Genomic DNA, 19,453 nt, shown 5'->3' with positions numbered 1-19,453 from the left:
TCAGCCTTGTTTTTTGGTAACGGTTTCGACGATGTGCGACGGAGCCGTATTGTATTTTTTGAATTCCATAGAGTAGCTTGCGCGACCTTGGGACATGGAACGAACGTCGGTTGCGTAACCGAACATTTCACCCAACGGAACCTCGGCGCGAATAACTTTGCCGGAAACCGTGTCTTCCATACCCAGGATCATGCCACGACGACGGTTAAGGTCGCCCATCACGTCACCCATATAGTCTTCAGGCGTAACAACCTCTACCGCCATGATCGGCTCAAGCAACTCACCACCGCCCTTCTGGGCCAGCTGCTTGGTCGCCATGGAGGCAGCCACCTTAAACGCCATCTCGTTCGAGTCGACGTCGTGGTAGGAACCATCAAACACGGTAGCCTTCAGGCCGATCAGCGGATAGCCGGCGACAACGCCGTTCTTCATCTGCTCTTCGATACCCTTCTGGATAGCCGGGATGTATTCCTTAGGAACCACACCACCCACTACTTCGTTCAGGAATTGCAGACCTTCCTGACCTTCGTCAGCAGGAGCAAAACGAATCCAGCAGTGACCGAACTGGCCACGACCGCCGGATTGGCGAACGAACTTGCCTTCAATTTCGCAACTCTTCGTGATGCGCTCACGGTACGAAACTTGAGGCTTACCGATGTTGGCTTCGACGTTGAACTCACGGCGCATCCGGTCAACCAGGATGTCCAGGTGCAACTCGCCCATGCCGGAGATGATCGTTTGACCAGTCTCTTCATCAGTCTTGACGCGGAAAGACGGGTCTTCCTGAGCGAGTTTGCCCAGAGCGATACCCATTTTTTCCTGGTCGTCCTTGGTCTTAGGCTCTACGGCAACCGAAATAACCGGCTCCGGGAAGTCCATGCGAACCAGGATAATTGGCTTGTCAGCGTTGCACAAAGTTTCGCCAGTAGTGACGTCCTTCATGCCGATCAAGGCCGCGATGTCACCAGCGCGTACTTCCTTGATTTCTTCACGGGCGTTTGCGTGCATTTGCACCATACGACCCACGCGCTCTTTTTTGCCTTTAACCGAGTTGATCACGCCGTCGCCGGAGGCCAACACGCCCGAGTAAACTCGAACGAAGGTCAAGGTACCCACGAATGGGTCGGTAGCGATCTTGAACGCCAGCGCCGAGAACGGCTCACTGTCGTCAGCGTGACGCTCCATTTCCTTGGTCTCGTCATCCGGGTCAGTACCCTTGATGGCAGGAATGTCGGTAGGAGCAGGCAGGTAGTCGATAACGGCGTCGAGAACCAGGGGAACACCCTTGTTCTTGAAGGAAGAACCGCAAACAGCCAGAACGATCTCACCAGCGATAGTACGCTGACGCAGAGCGGCCTTGATTTCCGCGTTGGTGAGTTCTTCACCTTCGAGGTACTTGTTCATCAGCTCTTCGCTGGCTTCGGCCGCAGCCTCAACCATGTTGCCGCGCCACTCGTCAGCCAGTTCCTGCAGTTCAGCAGGGATAGGCTTGCGAACTGGAACCATGCCTTTGTCAGCGTCATTCCAGTAAACAGCTTCCATGGCGATCAGATCGATCTGACCCTGGAAGTTATCTTCGGAACCGATAGCCAACTGGATTGGCACCGGAGTGTGACCCAGACGCTGCTTGATCTGACCGATCACGCGCAGGAAGTTTGCACCAGCACGGTCCATCTTGTTTACGTAAACAAGACGTGGAACGCCGTATTTGTTGGCTTGACGCCATACGGTTTCCGACTGAGGCTCAACACCCGAGGTGCCGCAGAACACAACGACCGCGCCATCGAGTACACGCAGGGAACGCTCAACTTCAATAGTGAAGTCAACGTGGCCCGGGGTATCAATAACGTTGAAGCGGTATTGGTCTTTGTGCTGCTTCTCGGAACCCTGCCAGAAGGCGGTAATAGCAGCAGAAGTAATGGTAATACCACGCTCCTGCTCCTGCACCATCCAGTCTGTGGTCGCGGCGCCGTCATGCACCTCGCCCATCTTGTGACTTTTGCCAGTGTAAAAAAGGACGCGCTCGGTGGTGGTGGTCTTACCAGCATCCACGTGAGCAACGATACCAATGTTACGGTAGCGATTAATCGGTGTAGTACGAGCCATAAAGCCCTCGCAAAATTAGTGACGCTAAAATTAGAAGCGGTAGTGCGAGAAAGCCTTGTTGGCTTCAGCCATGCGGTGCACGTCTTCACGCTTCTTAACTGCAGCACCTTTACCTTCGGCAGCGTCCAACAGTTCGCCAGCCAAACGCAGAGCCATAGACTTCTCGCCGCGCTTGCGGGCGAAGTCTACCAACCAGCGCATTGCCAGGGCGTTACGACGGGACGGACGAACTTCAACCGGAACCTGGTAAGTAGCACCGCCTACACGGCGCGACTTTACTTCGACCAGCGGAGCGATGGCGTCGAGAGCTTTCTCGAAGATTTCCAGGGGGTCGCTGTTCTTGCGTTCTTTAACCTTCTCCAGCGCGCCATAAACGATACGCTCGGCAACGGCTTTCTTGCCGCTTTCCATTACGTGGTTCATGAACTTGGCCAGGATTTGGCTTCCGTATTTTGGATCGTCAAGCACTTCGCGCTTGGCTGCTACGCGTCTTCTTGGCATGGATAAGCCCTCAAACGGTCTTCAGGTTCGCTCGGAATCGGTGCCCTTTCGGGACGCCTCCGACCTTACTCTTATCGACTCAGAAAAATAGAAAATCAGTTTTTACAAAAAGCCACTACTACTTAGGCTTCTTGGTACCGTACTTCGAACGACCCTGGTTACGACCTTTAACGCCGGAAGTATCCAAAGAACCGCGTACGGTGTGGTAACGAACACCTGGCAAGTCTTTTACACGACCGCCGCGGATCAGTACCACGCTGTGCTCTTGCAGGTTGTGGCCTTCACCGCCGATGTACGAGGAAACCTCGAAACCGTTGGTCAGACGCACACGGCATACTTTACGCAGTGCCGAGTTAGGTTTTTTCGGCGTGGTGGTATACACACGGGTGCATACGCCACGACGTTGCGGGCAGTTCTGCAGCGCAGGCACGTCGGATTTCTCGACGATACGCTTACGCGGCTGACGTACCAGCTGGTTGATAGTTGCCATCTACTAGCTCCACTGTTGTCTTGCGACGCTATTGTCTTGCAAGAAAAGCAAAATGGCAGGAACGAATTCCCGCCAAATTTAGGGGTACAAGAGTCTAAAGAGGATCTTGCCCCCAGTCAAGGCAAGGCCCCGACCTCCCCGCTCATCCAACCTCGACAAATTGTCTCGATTCGATGAACGGAATGGCCAGGGCCTTACGCTCATTTACCGCAGAACTCAGTTACCGCTCGAGTTCAGCGCTTCGGTCAGTGCAGCTTCCACTTCACTGGCGCTTACGCGCAACGGTTTGTCAGCATCACGGCGGCGCTTGCGCTCGCTGTGATAAGCCAGACCGGTACCAGCCGGGATCAGACGACCCACGACCACGTTTTCTTTCAGGCCGCGCAGGTAATCGCGCTTGCCGGTTACCGCCGCTTCGGTCAGTACGCGAGTGGTTTCCTGGAAGGAAGCCGCCGAGATGAACGATTCGGTGGACAACGACGCCTTGGTGATACCCAGCAGCACGCGAGTGAACTTGGAAACGAATTTCTCGTCGCCAGCCAAACGCTCGTTCTCTACCAGAACGTGAGTCAACTCCATCTGGTCGCCCTTGATGAAAGTCGAGTCGCCAGATTCAGCGATTTCAACCTTACGCAACATCTGACGCAGGATGGTCTCGATGTGCTTGTCGTTGATCTTCACGCCTTGCAGACGATAAACGTCCTGGATCTCGTTTACGATGTACTTGGCCAGCGCACTCACACCCAGCAGACGCAGGATGTCGTGTGGATCGCTCGGGCCGTCGGAGATAACTTCGCCGCGGTTTACCTGTTCGCCTTCGAAGACGTTCAGGTGACGCCACTTTGGAATCAGCTCTTCGTACGGATCGGAGCCATCGTTCGGAGTGATAACCAGACGGCGCTTGCCCTTGGTCTCTTTACCGAACGCGATGGTGCCGCTGACTTCAGCCAGAATCGAGGCTTCTTTCGGACGACGTGCTTCGAACAAGTCGGCAACACGCGGCAGACCACCAGTGATGTCACGGGTCTTCGAAGTCTCTTGCGGGATACGAGCGATAACATCACCGATCGCAATCTTCGCGCCATCCGCTACACCAACCAGGGCGTTAGCAGGCAGGAAGTACTGAGCAATTACGTCAGTACCCGGCAGCAAGAGATCCTTGCCGTTGTCATCAACCATCTTCACTGCAGGACGAATATCTTTACCGGCAGCTGGACGGTCTTTGGCGTCGAGTACTTCAATGTTGGTCATACCGGTCAATTCGTCAGTCTGACGCTTGATCGTGATGCCTTCTTCCATGCCCACGTAGGTCACGGTACCTTTCATTTCGGTAACGATTGGGTGAGTGTGCGGATCCCACTTGGCCACGATTGCGCCAGCGTCGACCTTGTCACCTTCTTTAACCGAAATCACAGCACCGTACGGCAGCTTGTAACGCTCGCGCTCACGCCCGAAGTCATCAGCGATTGCCAGTTCACCGGAACGGGACACAGCAACCAGGCAGCCATCCACTCGCTCAACGTGCTTCAGGTTATGCAGACGGACGGTACCGCCATTCTTCACCTGAACGCTGTCGGCTGCGGAGGTCCGGCTTGCCGCACCACCGATGTGGAACGTACGCATGGTCAGCTGGGTACCCGGCTCACCGATGGACTGGGCAGCGATAACGCCGACCGCTTCACCGATGTTCACCTGGTGACCACGAGCCAAGTCACGGCCGTAGCACTTGGCGCAAATGCCGTAGCGGGTTTCGCAGCTGATCGGCGAACGCACGATCACTTCGTCGATGCTGTTCAGCTCGATGAACTCGACCCACTTCTCGTCTACCAGCGTGCCGGCAGGAACGATGATTTCTTCGGTACCTGGCTTGAACACGTCACGGGCAATAACACGACCCAATACGCGCTCACCCAGCGGCTCAACAACGTCACCGCCTTCAATGTGCGGAGTCATTACCAGGCCATGTTCGGTGCCGCAATCGATCTCGGTTACTACCAGATCCTGCGCCACGTCTACCAGACGACGAGTCAGGTAACCGGAGTTCGCAGTTTTCAACGCGGTATCCGCCAAACCTTTACGAGCACCGTGAGTGGAGATGAAGTACTGAAGTACGCTCAAACCTTCACGGAAGTTCGCAGTAATCGGCGTTTCGATGATGGAACCGTCCGGCTTGGCCATCAGACCACGCATACCGGCGAGCTGACGGATCTGCGCAGCAGAACCCCGTGCGCCCGAGTCGGCCATCATGTACATCGAGTTGAAAGACTCTTGGTCGACTTCGACACCGTGGCGGTCGATGACTTTCTCTTTCGAGAGGTTGGCCATCATTGCCTTGGAAACTTCGTCGTTCGCCTTGGACCAAAGGTCGATCACTTTGTTGTACTTCTCGCCCTGGGTTACCAGGCCGGAGGCGTACTGACTTTCGATCTCTTTCACTTCATCAGTAGCAGCATTGATGATGCGGGCTTTTTCATCCGGGATAACGAAGTCGTTAACACCGATGGAAACGCCAGAAATGGTCGAATAGGCAAAACCGGTGTACATCAACTGGTCAGCGAAGATCACGGTCTCTTTCAAACCAACCACGCGGTAGCACTGGTTGATCAGCTTGGAGATCGCCTTTTTCTTCATTGGCTGGTTGACGACGTCGTACGACAGGCCAGGCGGAACAACCTGGAACAACAGCGCACGGCCGACAGTGGTGTCGACGATACGGGTGTTCTTGACGCTGCCACCATCACGATCGTTGACGGTTTCGTTGATCCGCACTTTGACTTTAGCGTGCAGTGCGGCTTCGCCGGCACGGAACACACGGTCAACTTCTTGCAGATCCGCAAACACACGACCTTCGCCCTTGGCGTTGATCGCTTCACGAGTCATGTAGTACAGACCCAATACAACGTCCTGCGACGGAACGATGATTGGCTCACCGTTGGCTGGCGACAGAATGTTGTTGGTCGACATCATCAACGCACGCGCTTCCAACTGGGCTTCCAGTGTCAGCGGTACGTGCACGGCCATTTGGTCGCCGTCGAAGTCGGCGTTGTACGCAGCACAGACCAGAGGGTGCAGCTGGATAGCCTTACCTTCGATCAGTACCGGTTCAAACGCCTGGATACCCAGACGGTGAAGGGTCGGTGCACGGTTGAGGAGAACCGGGTGTTCACGGATCACTTCAGCGAGAACGTCCCAAACCTCTGGCAGCTCGCGCTCAACCATCTTCTTGGCAGCTTTGATTGTGGTAGCGAGACCACGCATTTCCAGCTTGCCAAAAATGAACGGCTTGAACAGCTCGAGAGCCATTTTCTTCGGCAGACCGCACTGGTGCAGACGCAGGGTCGGACCTACGGTAATTACCGAACGACCGGAGTAGTCAACACGCTTACCGAGCAAGTTCTGACGGAAACGACCCTGTTTACCCTTGATCATGTCAGCCAGGGATTTCAGAGGACGCTTGTTGGAACCAGTGATAGCGCGGCCACGACGACCGTTATCGAGCAGTGCATCGACAGCTTCCTGCAACATACGCTTTTCGTTGCGCACGATGATGTCCGGAGCGGACAGATCAAGCAGGCGCTTCAAGCGGTTGTTACGGTTGATCACTCGACGATACAGATCGTTGAGGTCGGAAGTCGCGAAGCGACCGCCATCCAGCGGGACCAGTGGACGCAGATCTGGCGGCAGAACCGGCAGAACGGTCAGCACCATCCATTCTGGAAGGTTGCCGGAACCCTGGAAGGCTTCCATCAACTTCAGACGCTTGGACAGCTTCTTGATTTTGGTTTCGGAGTTGGTTTGCGGAATTTCTTCACGCAGACGGCCAATCTCGTGTTCCAGATCGATAGCGTGCAGCAGTTCACGGACAGCTTCGGCACCCATGCGGGCATCGAAATCGTCGCCGAACTCTTCCAGCGCTTCGAAGTACTGCTCATCGTTGAGCAGCTGACCTTTTTCAAGGGTGGTCATGCCTGGATCGATAACGACATAGCTCTCGAAGTAGAGAACGCGCTCGATATCACGCAAGGTCATGTCCATCAGCAAGCCGATACGCGACGGCAGCGACTTCAGGAACCAGATGTGGGCAACCGGCGAAGCCAGTTCGATGTGCGCCATGCGCTCACGACGAACTTTGGCCAGCGCGACTTCAACGCCGCACTTCTCGCAGATCACACCGCGGTGCTTCAAGCGCTTGTACTTACCGCACAGGCACTCGTAATCCTTTACCGGGCCAAAGATCTTGGCGCAGAACAGGCCGTCACGCTCAGGTTTGAACGTACGGTAGTTGATGGTTTCCGGCTTTTTAACTTCACCGAACGACCACGAACGGATCATCTCAGGCGATGCCAATCCAATACGGATGGCGTCGAACTCTTCGACTTGACCCTGGTTTTTCAGCAAATTCAGTAGGTCTTTCAAGGCCTTTCCTCCTGGCGGAGCAGAGAGCGGGCAATCCTGCCCCGCTCTCGATTCGCGTCACGTGTTATTCGGTTTCCAGATCGATATCGATGCCGAGGGAACGAATTTCCTTGATCAACACGTTGAAGGACTCGGGCATGCCCGGCTCCATACGGTGATCGCCATCCACGATGTTTTTGTACATCTTGGTACGGCCGTTCACATCGTCCGACTTCACTGTGAGCATTTCTTGCAGAGTGTAAGCAGCACCGTATGCTTCCAGTGCCCAGACCTCCATCTCCCCGAAACGCTGACCACCGAACTGCGCCTTACCACCCAGCGGCTGCTGGGTAACCAGGCTGTAGGAACCGGTAGAACGAGCGTGCATCTTGTCGTCTACCAAGTGGTTCAGCTTCAGCATGTACATGTAGCCAACAGTAACCGGGCGCTCGAACTTGTTGCCGGTACGGCCGTCGGTCAGCTGCATCTGGCCGCTTTCTGGCAGGTCTGCCAGTTTCAGCATGGCCTTGATTTCGCTTTCCTTGGCGCCGTCGAACACTGGAGTGGCCATTGGAACGCCGCCACGCAGGTTCTTCGCCAGATCCAGGATTTCCTGGTCGGAGAAGCTATCCAGATCTTCGTTACGACCGCCGATCTGGTTGTAGATCTCGTCGAGGAATTTACGAAGCTCAGCGACTTTGCGCTGTTCTTCGATCATCCGGTTGATCTTCTCGCCCAGACCTTTAGCCGCGAGGCCCAGGTGGGTTTCAAGGATCTGACCAACGTTCATACGCGAAGGTACGCCCAACGGGTTGAGGACGACGTCGACCGGGGTGCCATTGGCATCGTGCGGCATGTCTTCAACCGGCATGATCACGGAGACCACACCTTTGTTACCGTGACGACCGGCCATCTTATCGCCCGGCTGGATGCGGCGACGGATTGCCAGGTAAACCTTGACGATTTTCAGCACGCCTGGAGCCAGGTCATCGCCCTGCTGCAGTTTGCGCTTCTTGTCTTCGAACTTGTCGTCCAGCAGACGGCGGCGATCAACGATGTAGGCCTGAGCCTTCTCGAGCTGCTCGTTCAGAGCATCTTCAGCCATGCGCAGTTTGAACCACTGACCATGCTCAAGACCGTCGAGAACTTCGTCGGTGATTTCCTGACCTTTCTTCAGACCGGCGCCGCCTTCGGCTTTGTGGCCGACCAGAGCGGAACGCAGACGTTCGAAAGTTGCGCCTTCGACGATACGGAACTCTTCGTTCAGGTCCTTGCGGATCTCGTCGAGCTGAGTCTTCTCGATCGACAGTGCGCGAGCATCACGCTCAACGCCGTCGCGGGTGAAGACCTGTACGTCGATGACGGTACCCTTGGTGCCGGTAGGCACACGCAGGGAGGTGTCTTTAACGTCGCTGGCTTTTTCACCGAAGATGGCACGCAGCAGTTTTTCTTCCGGAGTCAGTTGGGTCTCGCCTTTCGGAGTGACCTTACCAACCAGGATGTCGCCTGCGCCAACTTCAGCACCTACGTAAACGATACCGGCTTCGTCCAGCTTGTTCAGTGCAGCTTCACCCACGTTCGGGATGTCTGCAGTGATTTCCTCTGGCCCAAGCTTGGTGTCACGTGCCACACAGGTCAGTTCCTGAATGTGGATCGTGGTGAAGCGGTCTTCTTGAACAACTCGTTCCGACAGGCAGATGGAGTCTTCGAAGTTGTAACCGTTCCAGGCCATGAACGCGATGCGCATGTTCTGACCCAGCGCCAGTTCACCCATGTCGGTGGACGGGCCGTCAGCCATGATGTCGCTACGCTGAACCCGATCACCTTTACGCACCAGCGGACGCTGGTTGATGCAGGTGTTCTGGTTGGAGCGGGTGTATTTGGTCAGGTTGTAGATGTCGACACCAGCTTCACCGGTTTCAACTTCATCATCAGCAACACGAACCACGATACGGCTGGCGTCGACGGAATCGATCACGCCACCACGACGAGCCACGACGCAAACGCCGGAGTCACGAGCTACGTTACGCTCCATGCCAGTACCGACCAGCGGCTTGTCAGCGCGCAGAGTTGGTACAGCTTGACGCTGCATGTTCGAACCCATCAACGCACGGTTGGCGTCATCGTGCTCGAGGAACGGGATCAGCGACGCTGCAACCGAAACTACCTGCTTCGGAGAAACGTCCATCAAGGTGACGTCTTCCGGCGCCTTGACGGTGAACTCGTTCAAGTGACGAACAGCTACCAGCTCGTCGATCAGCATCTTCTTGTCGTTCATCGTGGCCGAAGCCTGAGCGATCACGTGATCAGCTTCTTCGATGGCGGACAGGAACACGATCTCGTCGGTGACCAGAGCGTCTTTCACCACACGGTATGGGCTTTCGAGGAAGCCGTACTGGTTGGTGCGCGCATAAGCGGCCAGGGAGTTGATCAGACCGATGTTCGGACCTTCCGGCGTTTCAATCGGGCATACACGACCGTAGTGAGTCGGGTGTACGTCACGAACTTCAAAGCCAGCACGTTCACGAGTCAAACCGCCAGGGCCGAGTGCAGAAACACGACGCTTGTGGGTGATCTCGGACAGCGGGTTGTTCTGGTCCATGAACTGGGAAAGCTGGCTGGAACCGAAGAACTCTTTCACCGCCGCAGCCACTGGCTTGGCGTTGATCAGGTCTTGCGGCATCAGGCCTTCGCTTTCAGCCATCGACAGACGCTCTTTGACCGCACGCTCAACACGTACCAGGCCAACGCGGAACTGGTTCTCGGCCATTTCGCCTACGCAGCGAACACGACGGTTACCCAGGTGGTCGATGTCATCGACGATGCCTTTACCGTTACGGATGTCGACCAGAGTCTTCAGCACAGCAACGATGTCTTCTTTGCACAACACGCCCGAACCTTCGATCTCGGTACGACCGATACGACGGTTGAACTTCATCCGGCCGACCGCAGACAGGTCATAGCGCTCAGGACTGAAGAACAGGTTGTTGAACAGAGTTTCGGCAGCGTCTTTGGTTGGCGGCTCGCCTGGACGCATCATGCGATAGATCTCGACCAGCGCTTCCAATTGGTTGCTGGTGGAGTCGATCTTCAGCGTGTCGGAAACGAACGGACCGCAGTCGATATCGTTGGTGTACAGAGTTTCGATGCGAACAACCTGGGACTTGGCGATTTTTGCCAGGATCTCGGTGTTCAGCTCAGTGTTGCACTCTGCCAGGATTTCGCCGGTTGCCGGATGCACGATGACCTTGGCGGTAGTGCGACCCAGGACGTAGTCCAGAGGCACTTGCAGCTCTTTGATCCCGGCTTTTTCCAGCTGGTTGATGTGGCGAGCAGTGATACGACGACCTTGCTCGACAATAACCTTGCCTTTGTCATCCAGGATATCCAGGACAGCAATTTCACCACGCAGGCGGTGCGGCACCAGTTCCAGGCTGAGGTTTTCACCTTGCACGTGGAAGACGTTGGTGGTGTAGAACGCGTCGAGCACTTCTTCAGTGGTATAGCCGAGCGCGCGCAGCAGTACCGATGCAGGCAGCTTGCGACGACGGTCGATACGCACGAATACGCAGTCTTTCGGGTCGAACTCGAAGTCCAACCACGAACCGCGGTAAGGAATGATACGCGCCGAGTACAACAGTTTGCCGGAGCTGTGCGTCTTGCCACGGTCGTGGTCGAAGAACACGCCCGGGGAACGGTGCAGCTGGGAAACGATTACACGCTCGGTACCGTTGATTACAAAGGTACCGTTCTCAGTCATCAGGGGGATTTCACCCATGTAGACTTCTTGCTCTTTGATGTCCTTGATCGCTTTGTTCGACGATTCTTTGTCGAAAATGATCAGGCGCACTTTTACCCGCAAAGGTACGGCGTAAGTTACACCGCGCAATACGCATTCTTTGACATCAAATGCCGGTTCGCCCAGGCGATAACCGACGTACTCCAGCGCAGCATTGCCGGAGTAGCTGATGATCGGGAAAACGGATTTGAAGGCCGCATGCAGGCCCACGTCGCGGAACTGATCTTTAGTCGCTCCCGCTTGCAAGAATTCACGATACGAATCCAGCTGGATGGCCAGGAGGTACGGCACATCCATGACGTCCGGCAACTTGCTAAAGTCCTTGCGGATACGTTTTTTCTCAGTATATGAGTAAGCCATCAGCGTTCCCCAGCTTGGTCACCTGCTTGTTTGGCCCCTCCCGACGGGAGCAGCCAGAAAATCGTGCAAACCCCATGGTTTGCGCCACCGCATCGGGTGGTTACAGCTCGTTATCAGCACCGACCCAGTCGGCTGCCAATAACGGAAAAAGGCCGGTGGCAAGAGCCACCAGCCATCAGCCTTTCGCTTAACGCTCGGGCTGGAGACGCAAAGTCGATGCTTACTTCAGCTCGACTTTAGCGCCTGCTTCTTCCAGAGTGGCTTTTGCTTTGTCAGCTGCGTCTTTCGAAACAGCTTCCAGAACAACGCCAGGAGCGCCGTCAACTACAGCCTTGGCTTCTTTCAGGCCCAGACCGGTCAGTTCACGTACTGCCTTGATCACGTTAACTTTCTTCTCGCCAGCTTCCAGCAGCATGACGTTGAATTCAGTTTGTTCTTCAACTACGGCAGCGACAGCAGCTGGACCAGCGGAAGCAGCGGCAGCGGAAACGCCGAACTTCTCTTCCATGGCCTTGATCAGCTCAACGATTTCCAGAACGGATTTTTCGCCGATTGCTTCGATGATTTGGTCGTTAGTCAGAGACATGACTATAAATTCCTGTATTGGGGTGACAGCCTACGCGGCCATCGAAATAAACAATAAACGCTGAAAGGAGTCGCTCAGCCTTAGGCTGCGGCAGCTTCTTTCTGGTCGCGAAGAGCCGCCAGAGTACGAGCCAATTTGCTGGTTGCGCCTTGAATCACGCTCATCAGCTGAGAAATTGCTTCGTCACGGGTCGGCAGGCTTGCCAGTACGTCGATCTGATTAGCTGCGAGGAACTTGCCCTCGAACGCAGCTGCCTTGATCTCGAACTTATCCTGACCTTTTGCGAACTCTTTGAAGATACGAGCAGCAGCGCCCGGATGATCTTTGGAGAATGCAATCAAGGTCGGGCCAGTGAACACGTCGTTGAGCACGTCATATTGAGTGCCAGCAACGGCGCGCTTGAGCAGAGTGTTACGTACAACACGTACGTAAACGCCAGCTTCACGAGCCTCTTTACGGAGTCCGGTCATAGCGCCTACTGTTACGCCACGGGCATCAGCCACGACAGCGGACAGAGCAACTTGGGCAGCCTTGTTGACTTCAGCGACGATGGCCTTCTTGTCTTCAAGTTTAATTGCCACGGGAAAAACTCCTGCTTGTTACCGTTTCATCCAACCGAGGCCAGATGTCGTTTTGGTGTCTGATTCGGTAAGGAACCGGGAGCACCATCTGCGTAGGCTTGAGGTTTAAGACTTGCGTCGCCTACGGTCTTGGATAGCCCCCGCCAGGCAGGGACCCCAATCTTTCAATTGGCGCAATCGCTTGCGCCAACCTGTGTCTTACGCGTCGAGCGAACCTTGGTCGATGACCAGGCCTGGACCCATGGTGGTGCTCAGGGTAACGCGCTTGACGTAAATACCTTTCGAGGAAGCTGGCTTGATACGCTTCAGATCAGCGATCAGGGCTTCAACGTTTTCCTTCAGCTTGACGGCGTCGAAACCGACTTTGCCAACGGAGGTGTGGATGATGCCGTTTTTGTCGGTGCGATAACGAACCTGACCAGCCTTGGCGTTTTTAACCGCGGTAGCTACGTCTGGCGTTACAGTGCCGACTTTAGGGTTAGGCATCAGGCCGCGCGGGCCCAGGATCTGACCCAACTGACCAACAACGCGCATTGCATCCGGGGATGCGATAACTACGTCATAGTTCAGGTCGCCGCCTTTCATTTCGGCAGCCAGATCGTCCATACCTACACGGTCAGCGCCGGCAGCCAAAGCGGCCTCAGCAGCTGGACCCTGGGTGAACACTGCAACGCGAACGGTCTTGCCAGTGCCGTGTGGCAGCACAGTAGCGCTACGAACGACCTGGTCGGATTTACGCGGATCAACACCCAAGTTTACAGCAACGTCAAACGACTCGCTGAACTTGACAGTCGACAGCTCAGCCAGCAGAGCAGCAGCGTCTACAAAGTTGTAGGACTTGCCTGCTTCGATTTTGCCGGCGATAGCCTTTTGACGCTTGGTCAACTTAGCCATTACACACCCTCCACGTTAAGGCCCATGCTACGAGCAGAACCGGCGATAGTACGCACGGCCGCGTCCATATCAGCTGCAGTCAGATCCGCGTTTTTGGTTTTCGCGATTTCTTCCAGCTGAGCACGGGTAACGGTGCCAACCTTAACGGTGTTCGGACGAGCGGAACCGCTAGTCAGACCAGCAGCTTTCTTCAGCAGAACCGAAGCAGGTGTGGATTTGGTTTCGAAAGTGAAGCTACGGTCGCTGTAGACAGTGATGATCACTGGAGTCGGCAGACCTGGTTCAATACCCTGAGTACGGGCGTTGAAAGCCTTGCAGAATTCCATGATGTTCACGCCGTGCTGACCCAGAGCAGGACCAACAGGTGGGCTTGGGTTAGCCTGAGCGGCCTTCACTTGCAGCTTGATGTAAGCGGTAATCTTCTTGGCCATGAGGCACTCCAATTACGGGTTCGAACGCCTCGAAAGGCTCCCCGGTTACTTGCGCGTTTATCCCAGTGACGACAAAACCCCACAGCCTAGGGCTGCGGGGTTGGGATGCTTGCTCAGCTAGACTTTTTCGACCTGGCTGAACTCTAGCTCTACCGGAGTAGAGCGACCGAAAATGAGCACTGCCACTTGGATCCGGCTCTTCTCGTAGTTAACTTCTTCGACCGTGCCAGTAAAGTCGGCAAACGGACCGTCATTGACACGTACCGATTCACCTGGCTCGAACAACGTCTTCGGCTTCGGCTTGTCGCTACCATCAGCAACACGACGCAGAATCGCTTCTGCCTCTTTATCTGTGATAGGTGCAGGCTTATCAGCAGTACCGCCAATAAAACCCATCACCCGAGGAGTATCCTTGACCAAGTGCCAAGTACCCTCATTCATGTCCATCTGAACCAGCACATAACCTGGGAAGAACTTGCGCTCGCTTTTGCGTTTCTGGCCATTACGCATTTCAACCACTTCTTCAGTGGGAACCAGAATTTCGCCAAAGCCATCTTCCATGCCAGCCAGCTTTACGCGCTCTACCAACGAGCGCATGACATGCTTCTCGTAACCGGAGTAAGCATGCACAACGTACCAACGCTTAGCCACGGGACACCCTTAGCCGACAATCAAGGAAACAAGCCAGCCGAGCAGGGAATCAAGCCCCCACAACAGCAACGCCATAACCAGAACAACAGCCACAACGATCAACGTGGTCTGCGTGGTTTCTTGGCGAGTTGGCCATACGACTTTACGAATCTCGGTGCGAGCTTCCTTAACCAGTACAAAGAAAGACTTGCCCTTGACTGTCTGCAGGCCTACAAAGGCAGCTACAGCAGCAATGGCGAGCAAAGCAAGTACGCGGTACAGGATCGGCGAAGCAGAGTAATACTGATTGCCAACAACGCCAACAACCACCAAAGCAACTACTACTAGCCACTTGAGCAGATCGAAGCGAGAGCCTTGAGCTTCAGCTTTAGGAGTCATCTATGAAGATCCTGTGAAAAGAAAGCCAGATACACCAAGTGAATCTGGCAGGTCAGGAGGGAATCGAACCCCCAACCTACGGTTTTGGAGACCGTCGCTCTGCCAATTGAGCTACTGACCTAAAACAAAATCAGGCCGACCATTATGCCGGCCCGAAAAAGACATTACAACAATTTACTCGATAACCTTAGCAACGACACCAGCGCCGACGGTACGACCGCCCTCACGAATGGCGAAACGCAGACCATCTTCCATTGCGATGGTTTTGATCAGAGTGACAGTCATCTGAACGTTGTCACCCGGCATCACCATTTCAACGCCTTCTGGCAATTCGCAGTTACCGGTCACGTCCGTGGTACGGAAGTAGAACTGTGGACGGTAACCCTTGAAGAACGGAGTATGACGACCGCCTTCCTCCTTGCTCAGAACGTAAACCTCTGCAGTGAACTTGGTATGCGGCTTGACAGTGCCCGGCTTGACCAGAACCTGGCCACGCTCAACATCATCACGCTTGGTACCACGCAGCAATACGCCGCAGTTCTCGCCAGCACGACCTTCGTCGAGCAGCTTGCGAAACATCTCAACACCAGTGCAAGTAGTTTTGACAGTGTCACGAAGACCAACAATCTCAACTTCTTCCTGAATGCGGACAATGCCACGCTCAACACGACCAGTCACAACAGTACCGCGACCGGAGATCGAGAAAACATCCTCGATCGGCATCAGGAACGGCTTATCAATAGCTCGCTCAGGCTGCGGAATGTAGCTATCCAGAGTCTCGACCAACTTCTTGACGGCAGTAGTACCCATCTCGTTGTCGTCTTGACCATTCAGCGCCATCAGCGCCGAACCAATGATGATTGGAGTGTCATCACCCGGGAAATCGTAAGTACTCAGCAGGTCGCGTACCTCCATCTCAACCAGCTCAAGCAACTCCGCATCATCAACCATGTCAGCCTTGTTCAGGAAGACAACAATGTACGGAACGCCAACCTGGCGGGACAGAAGGATGTGCTCACGAGTTTGCGGCATCGGACCATCAGCGGCCGAGCAAACCAGAATCGCGCCATCCATCTGAGCAGCACCGGTAATCATGTTTTTTACGTAATCAGCGTGACCTGGACAGTCAACGTGTGCGTAGTGACGCACGGCCGAATCGTACTCAACGTGAGCGGTGTTGATGGTGATACCACGAGCTTTTTCTTCAGGGGCGCTATCGATCTTGTCGAAGTCAACCTTTGCCGAACCGAAAACTTCGGAGCAGACGCGGGTCAAAGCAGCAGTCAGAGTAGTTTTACCGTGATCGACGTGACCAATGGTACCAACGTTGACGTGCGGCTTATTACGTTCGAACTTTTCCTTAGCCATCAAAATCACCCCTAGGAGAAGAATTGAGCAAGTCAAACAAGCCATTAAAACAAAGGCAGATATTTTCATATCTGCCTTGTTATATGGAGCTCTTGAGCGGATTTGAACCGCTGACCTCACCCTTACCAAGGGTGTGCTCTACCAACTGAGCTACAAGAGCGTAACGCTATGCAGGATCTGCAAACTTGGAGCGGGTAGCGGGAATCGAACCCGCATCATCAGCTTGGAAGGCTGAGGTTCTACCACTAAACTATACCCGCGGAGCTTGCAGCTCTCGCTAAAAATGGTGGAGGGGGAAGGATTCGAACCTTCGAAGTCGTAGACGTCAGATTTACAGTCTGATCCCTTTGGCCGCTCGGGAACCCCTCCTAAGCGAGCCGGCATTCTATATCATGCCAGCCTTCTGTCAAGCATTTTCTCATTAAAAACCTGAGGTTAGCTGCGTTGACGTCACTTTACGGCGTTAACCATTAAAGGTCTTCACTGCGAAGCGGGCGCCATTCTATGCAAACTAATCGGCGGGTGCAACCCCTCCGCACGGCATTATTTTATGTTTTAACTCATTGAATTCTCTAGAAAGGTTTTTCAGCTGCGAGTCATCTAGCCAACGCCGGCTTTCTGGTGCCACACGCACCCAGTAACCATCAGACCCTGGAGGAGCCCTCAGCAAGGACTCGAACTTGATTTCCATGCCACTCAATCGCCGCTCAACCGCCTGAGCTGCCTCCTGACGAGTAAAGCCGCCAAGATAGAGGCATCCATCGTCTGCCTGGACAGGCTTTCCTTTATCACGAGCCGCGTCAGTCGTCTCACTCAACAAGCGAATATCCTGCTGCGCCCCCCGATACAAATTCAAAGGGGTTACATCCTTCGCACGCAGAGGAGCCTCTTGTTGGTGCCAGATGTAATAGAACACATTGAGAACAAGCAGCAGCAGAAACAACCAACGCATAAAAACCTCAGGACAAGGGGCACGCCATCGCCAAACCTACAAACACCAGATCAGGAACTACCCTGGCCTCAGGCACAATCCCGGAAACCAGGTCTGCATCTCCTCCAGTGAGAAATACAACAAAATCATCCCCCCAATAGCTACGCGCCAACTCTAGCTGCGTCAGGACAAAGCCTCTCAGCATCAACGAGCACCCCCGCTCGACCGCTTCGACAGTTGTCCGACCAGGAACGAGACTTTCCAGAGCGCGCTCGGCGGCTAGATCACCATAACGAATTCTACGAGTATGGGTACGCAATTGGTTTCGCATCAGCGGCATACCCGGACATATAAACCCTCCGAGATGCTCTCCATTCCTGGAGATGAAGTCCGCAGTAACCGCCGTACCAAAATCAAGCACAAGACAAGCACCTGAGGCCAGATGGAATCCCCCGAGCATCGCCAGCCAACGGTCGAGCCCTAACCGCTCGAACTCCTCATAGCCATTACGAACTCCGGACATTTCCCGGGACGGCGCCGCGCATACCACCGACACACCAAAAGCTTCTGTCAGCAGAGAAATCAGGGCACTGGTTTCTTCGGCAGTCCTGACACTGACCAACCGACAAAACTTGAGAGCGAGCCCCTTGAGCGCTTTCAAACTCTCCAACAACGCGAGGTCCGAATCAACGACCCCCTCGCCGACCACCCGCCGAACATCCGCGTCAAGCACACGCCACTTGATAAAACTGTTTCCGCAGTCGAGCTCAAGAATCATCACGCAACCTCAGACTGAGCTCACCACCACTAAAGACTTTTTCCACACCACCCACCTTCAAGCGTAGAGCACCTTGACTATCAATACCCAGCACTTCGCCTTCTATGTGGTTAACGCCTGCGATCAACGACACGGCTCGCCCCTGCCAGAGATGATTTTGCTCCCACTCTGCCTGGATAGGCGAAAATCCGTCGACTTGATGACGACACAGATATGCCTGGAGCATCGCACCCAACTCCCCGACCAAGTGATTTCGATCAAACACCTTGCCCGACTCTAGCCGCATGGACGTCCATTGCTGATCAACCTCATCGGTAATCTGCATGTTCACATTAATTCCCACACCCAGCACAACGTGACACACATCGGCAGGATCCCCCACCAACTCGAGCAATATCCCGGCAATCTTCTTCTGACCCACCAGAACATCGTTGGGCCACTTCAATCCAACCCCCGAAATACCAAGCTCTCGCAAGGCCTGCATGACGGCGAGCCCAACAACTAGACTCAAGCCTTCCAGCTGACGCATTCCACCGTCAATACGCAGCACGAGACTGTAATAGATGTTTTCCGCGAATGGGCTCGCCCACTTTCGTCCACGCCGCCCGCGACCTGCGGTTTGCCGTTCCGCGAGCACCAGAAAGGGCGCCGCTTGACCCCGCTCTATGGCGCGCAAAGCCTCGGCATTAGTGGAGTCAATTGAATCGAAAACCAGGATGGGCCAATCACAAGAAGGCGCCTGCTCTCTTATCTCGACAGGATCAAGCAGCGTCAATGGCGCAGCCAGTTGATAGCCGCGCCCCCGCACCTTATGAATGGATAATCCCAGCTCAGCTTCTAAATGCTGAAGCTGCTTCCAAACGGCACTACGACTGACACCCAAGGCGACGCCCAAGGCCTGACCCGAATGGAATCGGCCATCTTTAAGAAGCTTTAACAATGTCAGCATGCAAGTCTCGCCTCACAATGAGGCCCGCATGATAGCCATGCCCCGCGCCATTGCATAGAAACCCTACAGGTCAGTTTTCCTGCGGGCAAAACAAAACCCCTACCTGCATACGCAGATAGGGGTTTCGGAATTTAATCTTGACGATGACCTACTCTCACATGGGGAAACCCCACACTACCATCGGCGATGCATCGTTTCACTGCTGAGTTCGGGATGGGATCAGGTGGTTCCAATGCTCTATGGTCGTCAAGAAAT

15 protein-coding genes, 4 tRNA genes and 1 rRNA gene are annotated in these 19,453 nt (G+C 54.7%); all 20 read right to left on the bottom strand.

Annotation, left to right across the window (positions count from 1 at the left end):
- The 20 genes from fusA to rrf all read right to left on the bottom strand — a co-directional run bounded on the left by fusA (position 1) and on the right by rrf (position 19,449).
- Positions 1-2,106, bottom strand: a complete 2,106-nt coding sequence (gene fusA / locus KGB03_RS12140; RefSeq protein ID WP_033059466.1) for an elongation factor G — start codon at positions 2,104-2,106, stop codon at positions 1-3.
- Positions 2,107-2,136: 30 nt separating this feature from the next.
- Complete coding sequence (gene rpsG / locus KGB03_RS12135; RefSeq protein WP_002555493.1) at positions 2,137-2,607, bottom strand: 30S ribosomal protein S7; 471 nt, start codon at positions 2,605-2,607, stop codon at positions 2,137-2,139.
- A gap of 118 nt (positions 2,608-2,725) precedes the next feature.
- A complete protein-coding gene (gene rpsL / locus KGB03_RS12130) occupies positions 2,726-3,097 on the bottom strand; it encodes a 30S ribosomal protein S12 (RefSeq protein WP_002555494.1) in 372 nt (123 codons plus the stop codon).
- 216 nt (positions 3,098-3,313) lie between these two features.
- The gene (rpoC, locus tag KGB03_RS12125; protein ID WP_111451230.1) at positions 3,314-7,513 is read right to left on the bottom strand and encodes a DNA-directed RNA polymerase subunit beta'; all 4,200 of its coding nucleotides are present in this window, start codon (positions 7,511-7,513) and stop codon (positions 3,314-3,316) included.
- 64 nt (positions 7,514-7,577) lie between these two features.
- Positions 7,578-11,651, bottom strand: coding sequence for a DNA-directed RNA polymerase subunit beta (gene rpoB, locus KGB03_RS12120; protein WP_095131480.1), 4,074 nt, complete (start codon positions 11,649-11,651; stop codon positions 7,578-7,580).
- A gap of 220 nt (positions 11,652-11,871) precedes the next feature.
- Entirely contained in the window at positions 11,872-12,237 is a 366-nt protein-coding gene (gene rplL / locus KGB03_RS12115) for a 50S ribosomal protein L7/L12 (RefSeq protein WP_008145490.1), read from the bottom strand.
- 80 nt (positions 12,238-12,317) lie between these two features.
- On the bottom strand, positions 12,318-12,818 hold the full coding sequence (gene rplJ / locus KGB03_RS12110; protein ID WP_008145489.1) for a 50S ribosomal protein L10: 501 nt from the start codon (positions 12,816-12,818) through the stop codon (positions 12,318-12,320).
- 198 nt (positions 12,819-13,016) lie between these two features.
- On the bottom strand, positions 13,017-13,712 hold the full coding sequence (gene rplA / locus KGB03_RS12105) for a 50S ribosomal protein L1 (RefSeq protein WP_007896626.1): 696 nt from the start codon (positions 13,710-13,712) through the stop codon (positions 13,017-13,019).
- The gene (gene rplK / locus KGB03_RS12100) at positions 13,712-14,143 is read right to left on the bottom strand and encodes a 50S ribosomal protein L11 (protein WP_003210097.1); all 432 of its coding nucleotides are present in this window, start codon (positions 14,141-14,143) and stop codon (positions 13,712-13,714) included. The genes rplA and rplK overlap by 1 nt, the downstream gene beginning before the upstream one ends.
- Before the next feature lie 117 nt (positions 14,144-14,260).
- Positions 14,261-14,794 carry a transcription termination/antitermination protein NusG gene (nusG, locus tag KGB03_RS12095; RefSeq protein WP_007896622.1) on the bottom strand — a complete coding sequence of 178 codons (534 nt, stop codon included), beginning with the start codon at positions 14,792-14,794 and terminating at the stop codon, positions 14,261-14,263.
- Positions 14,795-14,803: 9 nt separating this feature from the next.
- On the bottom strand, positions 14,804-15,172 hold the full coding sequence (gene secE, locus KGB03_RS12090) for a preprotein translocase subunit SecE (protein WP_008145488.1): 369 nt from the start codon (positions 15,170-15,172) through the stop codon (positions 14,804-14,806).
- A 45-nt stretch (positions 15,173-15,217) separates the two neighbouring features.
- A tRNA-Trp gene (locus KGB03_RS12085) sits at positions 15,218-15,293 on the bottom strand.
- A 53-nt stretch (positions 15,294-15,346) separates the two neighbouring features.
- Positions 15,347-16,540 (bottom strand): elongation factor Tu, encoded by a 1,194-nt coding sequence (gene tuf, locus KGB03_RS12080; protein WP_007896619.1) that lies wholly within the window; start codon positions 16,538-16,540, stop codon positions 15,347-15,349.
- Between the two features lie 84 nt (positions 16,541-16,624).
- Positions 16,625-16,700 (bottom strand) — tRNA-Thr (locus tag KGB03_RS12075).
- A gap of 26 nt (positions 16,701-16,726) precedes the next feature.
- Positions 16,727-16,800, bottom strand: a tRNA-Gly gene (locus tag KGB03_RS12070).
- Between the two features lie 24 nt (positions 16,801-16,824).
- Positions 16,825-16,909: transfer RNA gene (locus KGB03_RS12065), tRNA-Tyr, on the bottom strand.
- Between the two features lie 142 nt (positions 16,910-17,051).
- Positions 17,052-17,492, bottom strand: coding sequence for a hypothetical protein (locus KGB03_RS12060; RefSeq protein ID WP_192410768.1), 441 nt, complete (start codon positions 17,490-17,492; stop codon positions 17,052-17,054).
- A 7-nt stretch (positions 17,493-17,499) separates the two neighbouring features.
- Positions 17,500-18,249 (bottom strand): pantothenate kinase, encoded by a 750-nt coding sequence (locus KGB03_RS12055; protein ID WP_218537607.1) that lies wholly within the window; start codon positions 18,247-18,249, stop codon positions 17,500-17,502.
- On the bottom strand, positions 18,239-19,198 hold the full coding sequence (birA, locus tag KGB03_RS12050) for a bifunctional biotin--[acetyl-CoA-carboxylase] ligase/biotin operon repressor BirA (RefSeq protein WP_218537608.1): 960 nt from the start codon (positions 19,196-19,198) through the stop codon (positions 18,239-18,241). Before birA ends, KGB03_RS12055 begins: the two co-directional genes overlap by 11 nt.
- Positions 19,199-19,333: 135 nt before the next feature.
- Positions 19,334-19,449 (bottom strand): 5S ribosomal RNA (rrf, locus tag KGB03_RS12045).
- Between the last annotated feature and the right edge of the window lie 4 nt (positions 19,450-19,453).

It is taken from the genome of Pseudomonas sp. BF-B-26, assembly GCF_019956495.1.
Taxonomy (GTDB): Bacteria; Pseudomonadota; Gammaproteobacteria; order Pseudomonadales; family Pseudomonadaceae; genus Aquipseudomonas.
The sequence above is the reverse complement of the archived record's forward strand: the minus strand, read 5'-3'. Positions and strand labels throughout refer to the sequence as shown.

Bases quoted from the DNA above. Each gene is read 5' to 3' on its own strand.
- birA (WP_218537608.1), bottom strand. From the start codon at position 19,198: ATGCTGACATTGTTAAAGCTTCTTAAAGATGGCCGATTCCATTCGGGT.
- rplA (WP_007896626.1), bottom strand. From the start codon at position 13,712: ATGGCTAAGTTGACCAAGCGTCAAAAGGCTATCGCCGGCAAAATCGAA.
- KGB03_RS12060 (WP_192410768.1), bottom strand. From the start codon at position 17,492: ATGCGTTGGTTGTTTCTGCTGCTGCTTGTTCTCAATGTGTTCTATTAC.
- rpsL (WP_002555494.1), bottom strand. From the start codon at position 3,097: ATGGCAACTATCAACCAGCTGGTACGTCAGCCGCGTAAGCGTATCGTC.
- fusA (WP_033059466.1), bottom strand. From the start codon at position 2,106: ATGGCTCGTACTACACCGATTAATCGCTACCGTAACATTGGTATCGTT.
- tuf (WP_007896619.1), bottom strand. From the start codon at position 16,540: ATGGCTAAGGAAAAGTTCGAACGTAATAAGCCGCACGTCAACGTTGGT.
- secE (WP_008145488.1), bottom strand. From the start codon at position 15,172: ATGACTCCTAAAGCTGAAGCTCAAGGCTCTCGCTTCGATCTGCTCAAG.
- rplL (WP_008145490.1), bottom strand. From the start codon at position 12,237: ATGTCTCTGACTAACGACCAAATCATCGAAGCAATCGGCGAAAAATCC.
- rplK (WP_003210097.1), bottom strand. From the start codon at position 14,143: ATGGCCAAGAAGATTACCGCTTACATCAAGCTGCAAGTGAAGGCCGCT.
- rpsG (WP_002555493.1), bottom strand. From the start codon at position 2,607: ATGCCAAGAAGACGCGTAGCAGCCAAGCGCGAAGTGCTTGACGATCCA.
- rpoB (WP_095131480.1), bottom strand. From the start codon at position 11,651: ATGGCTTACTCATATACTGAGAAAAAACGTATCCGCAAGGACTTTAGC.
- KGB03_RS12055 (WP_218537607.1), bottom strand. From the start codon at position 18,249: ATGATTCTTGAGCTCGACTGCGGAAACAGTTTTATCAAGTGGCGTGTG.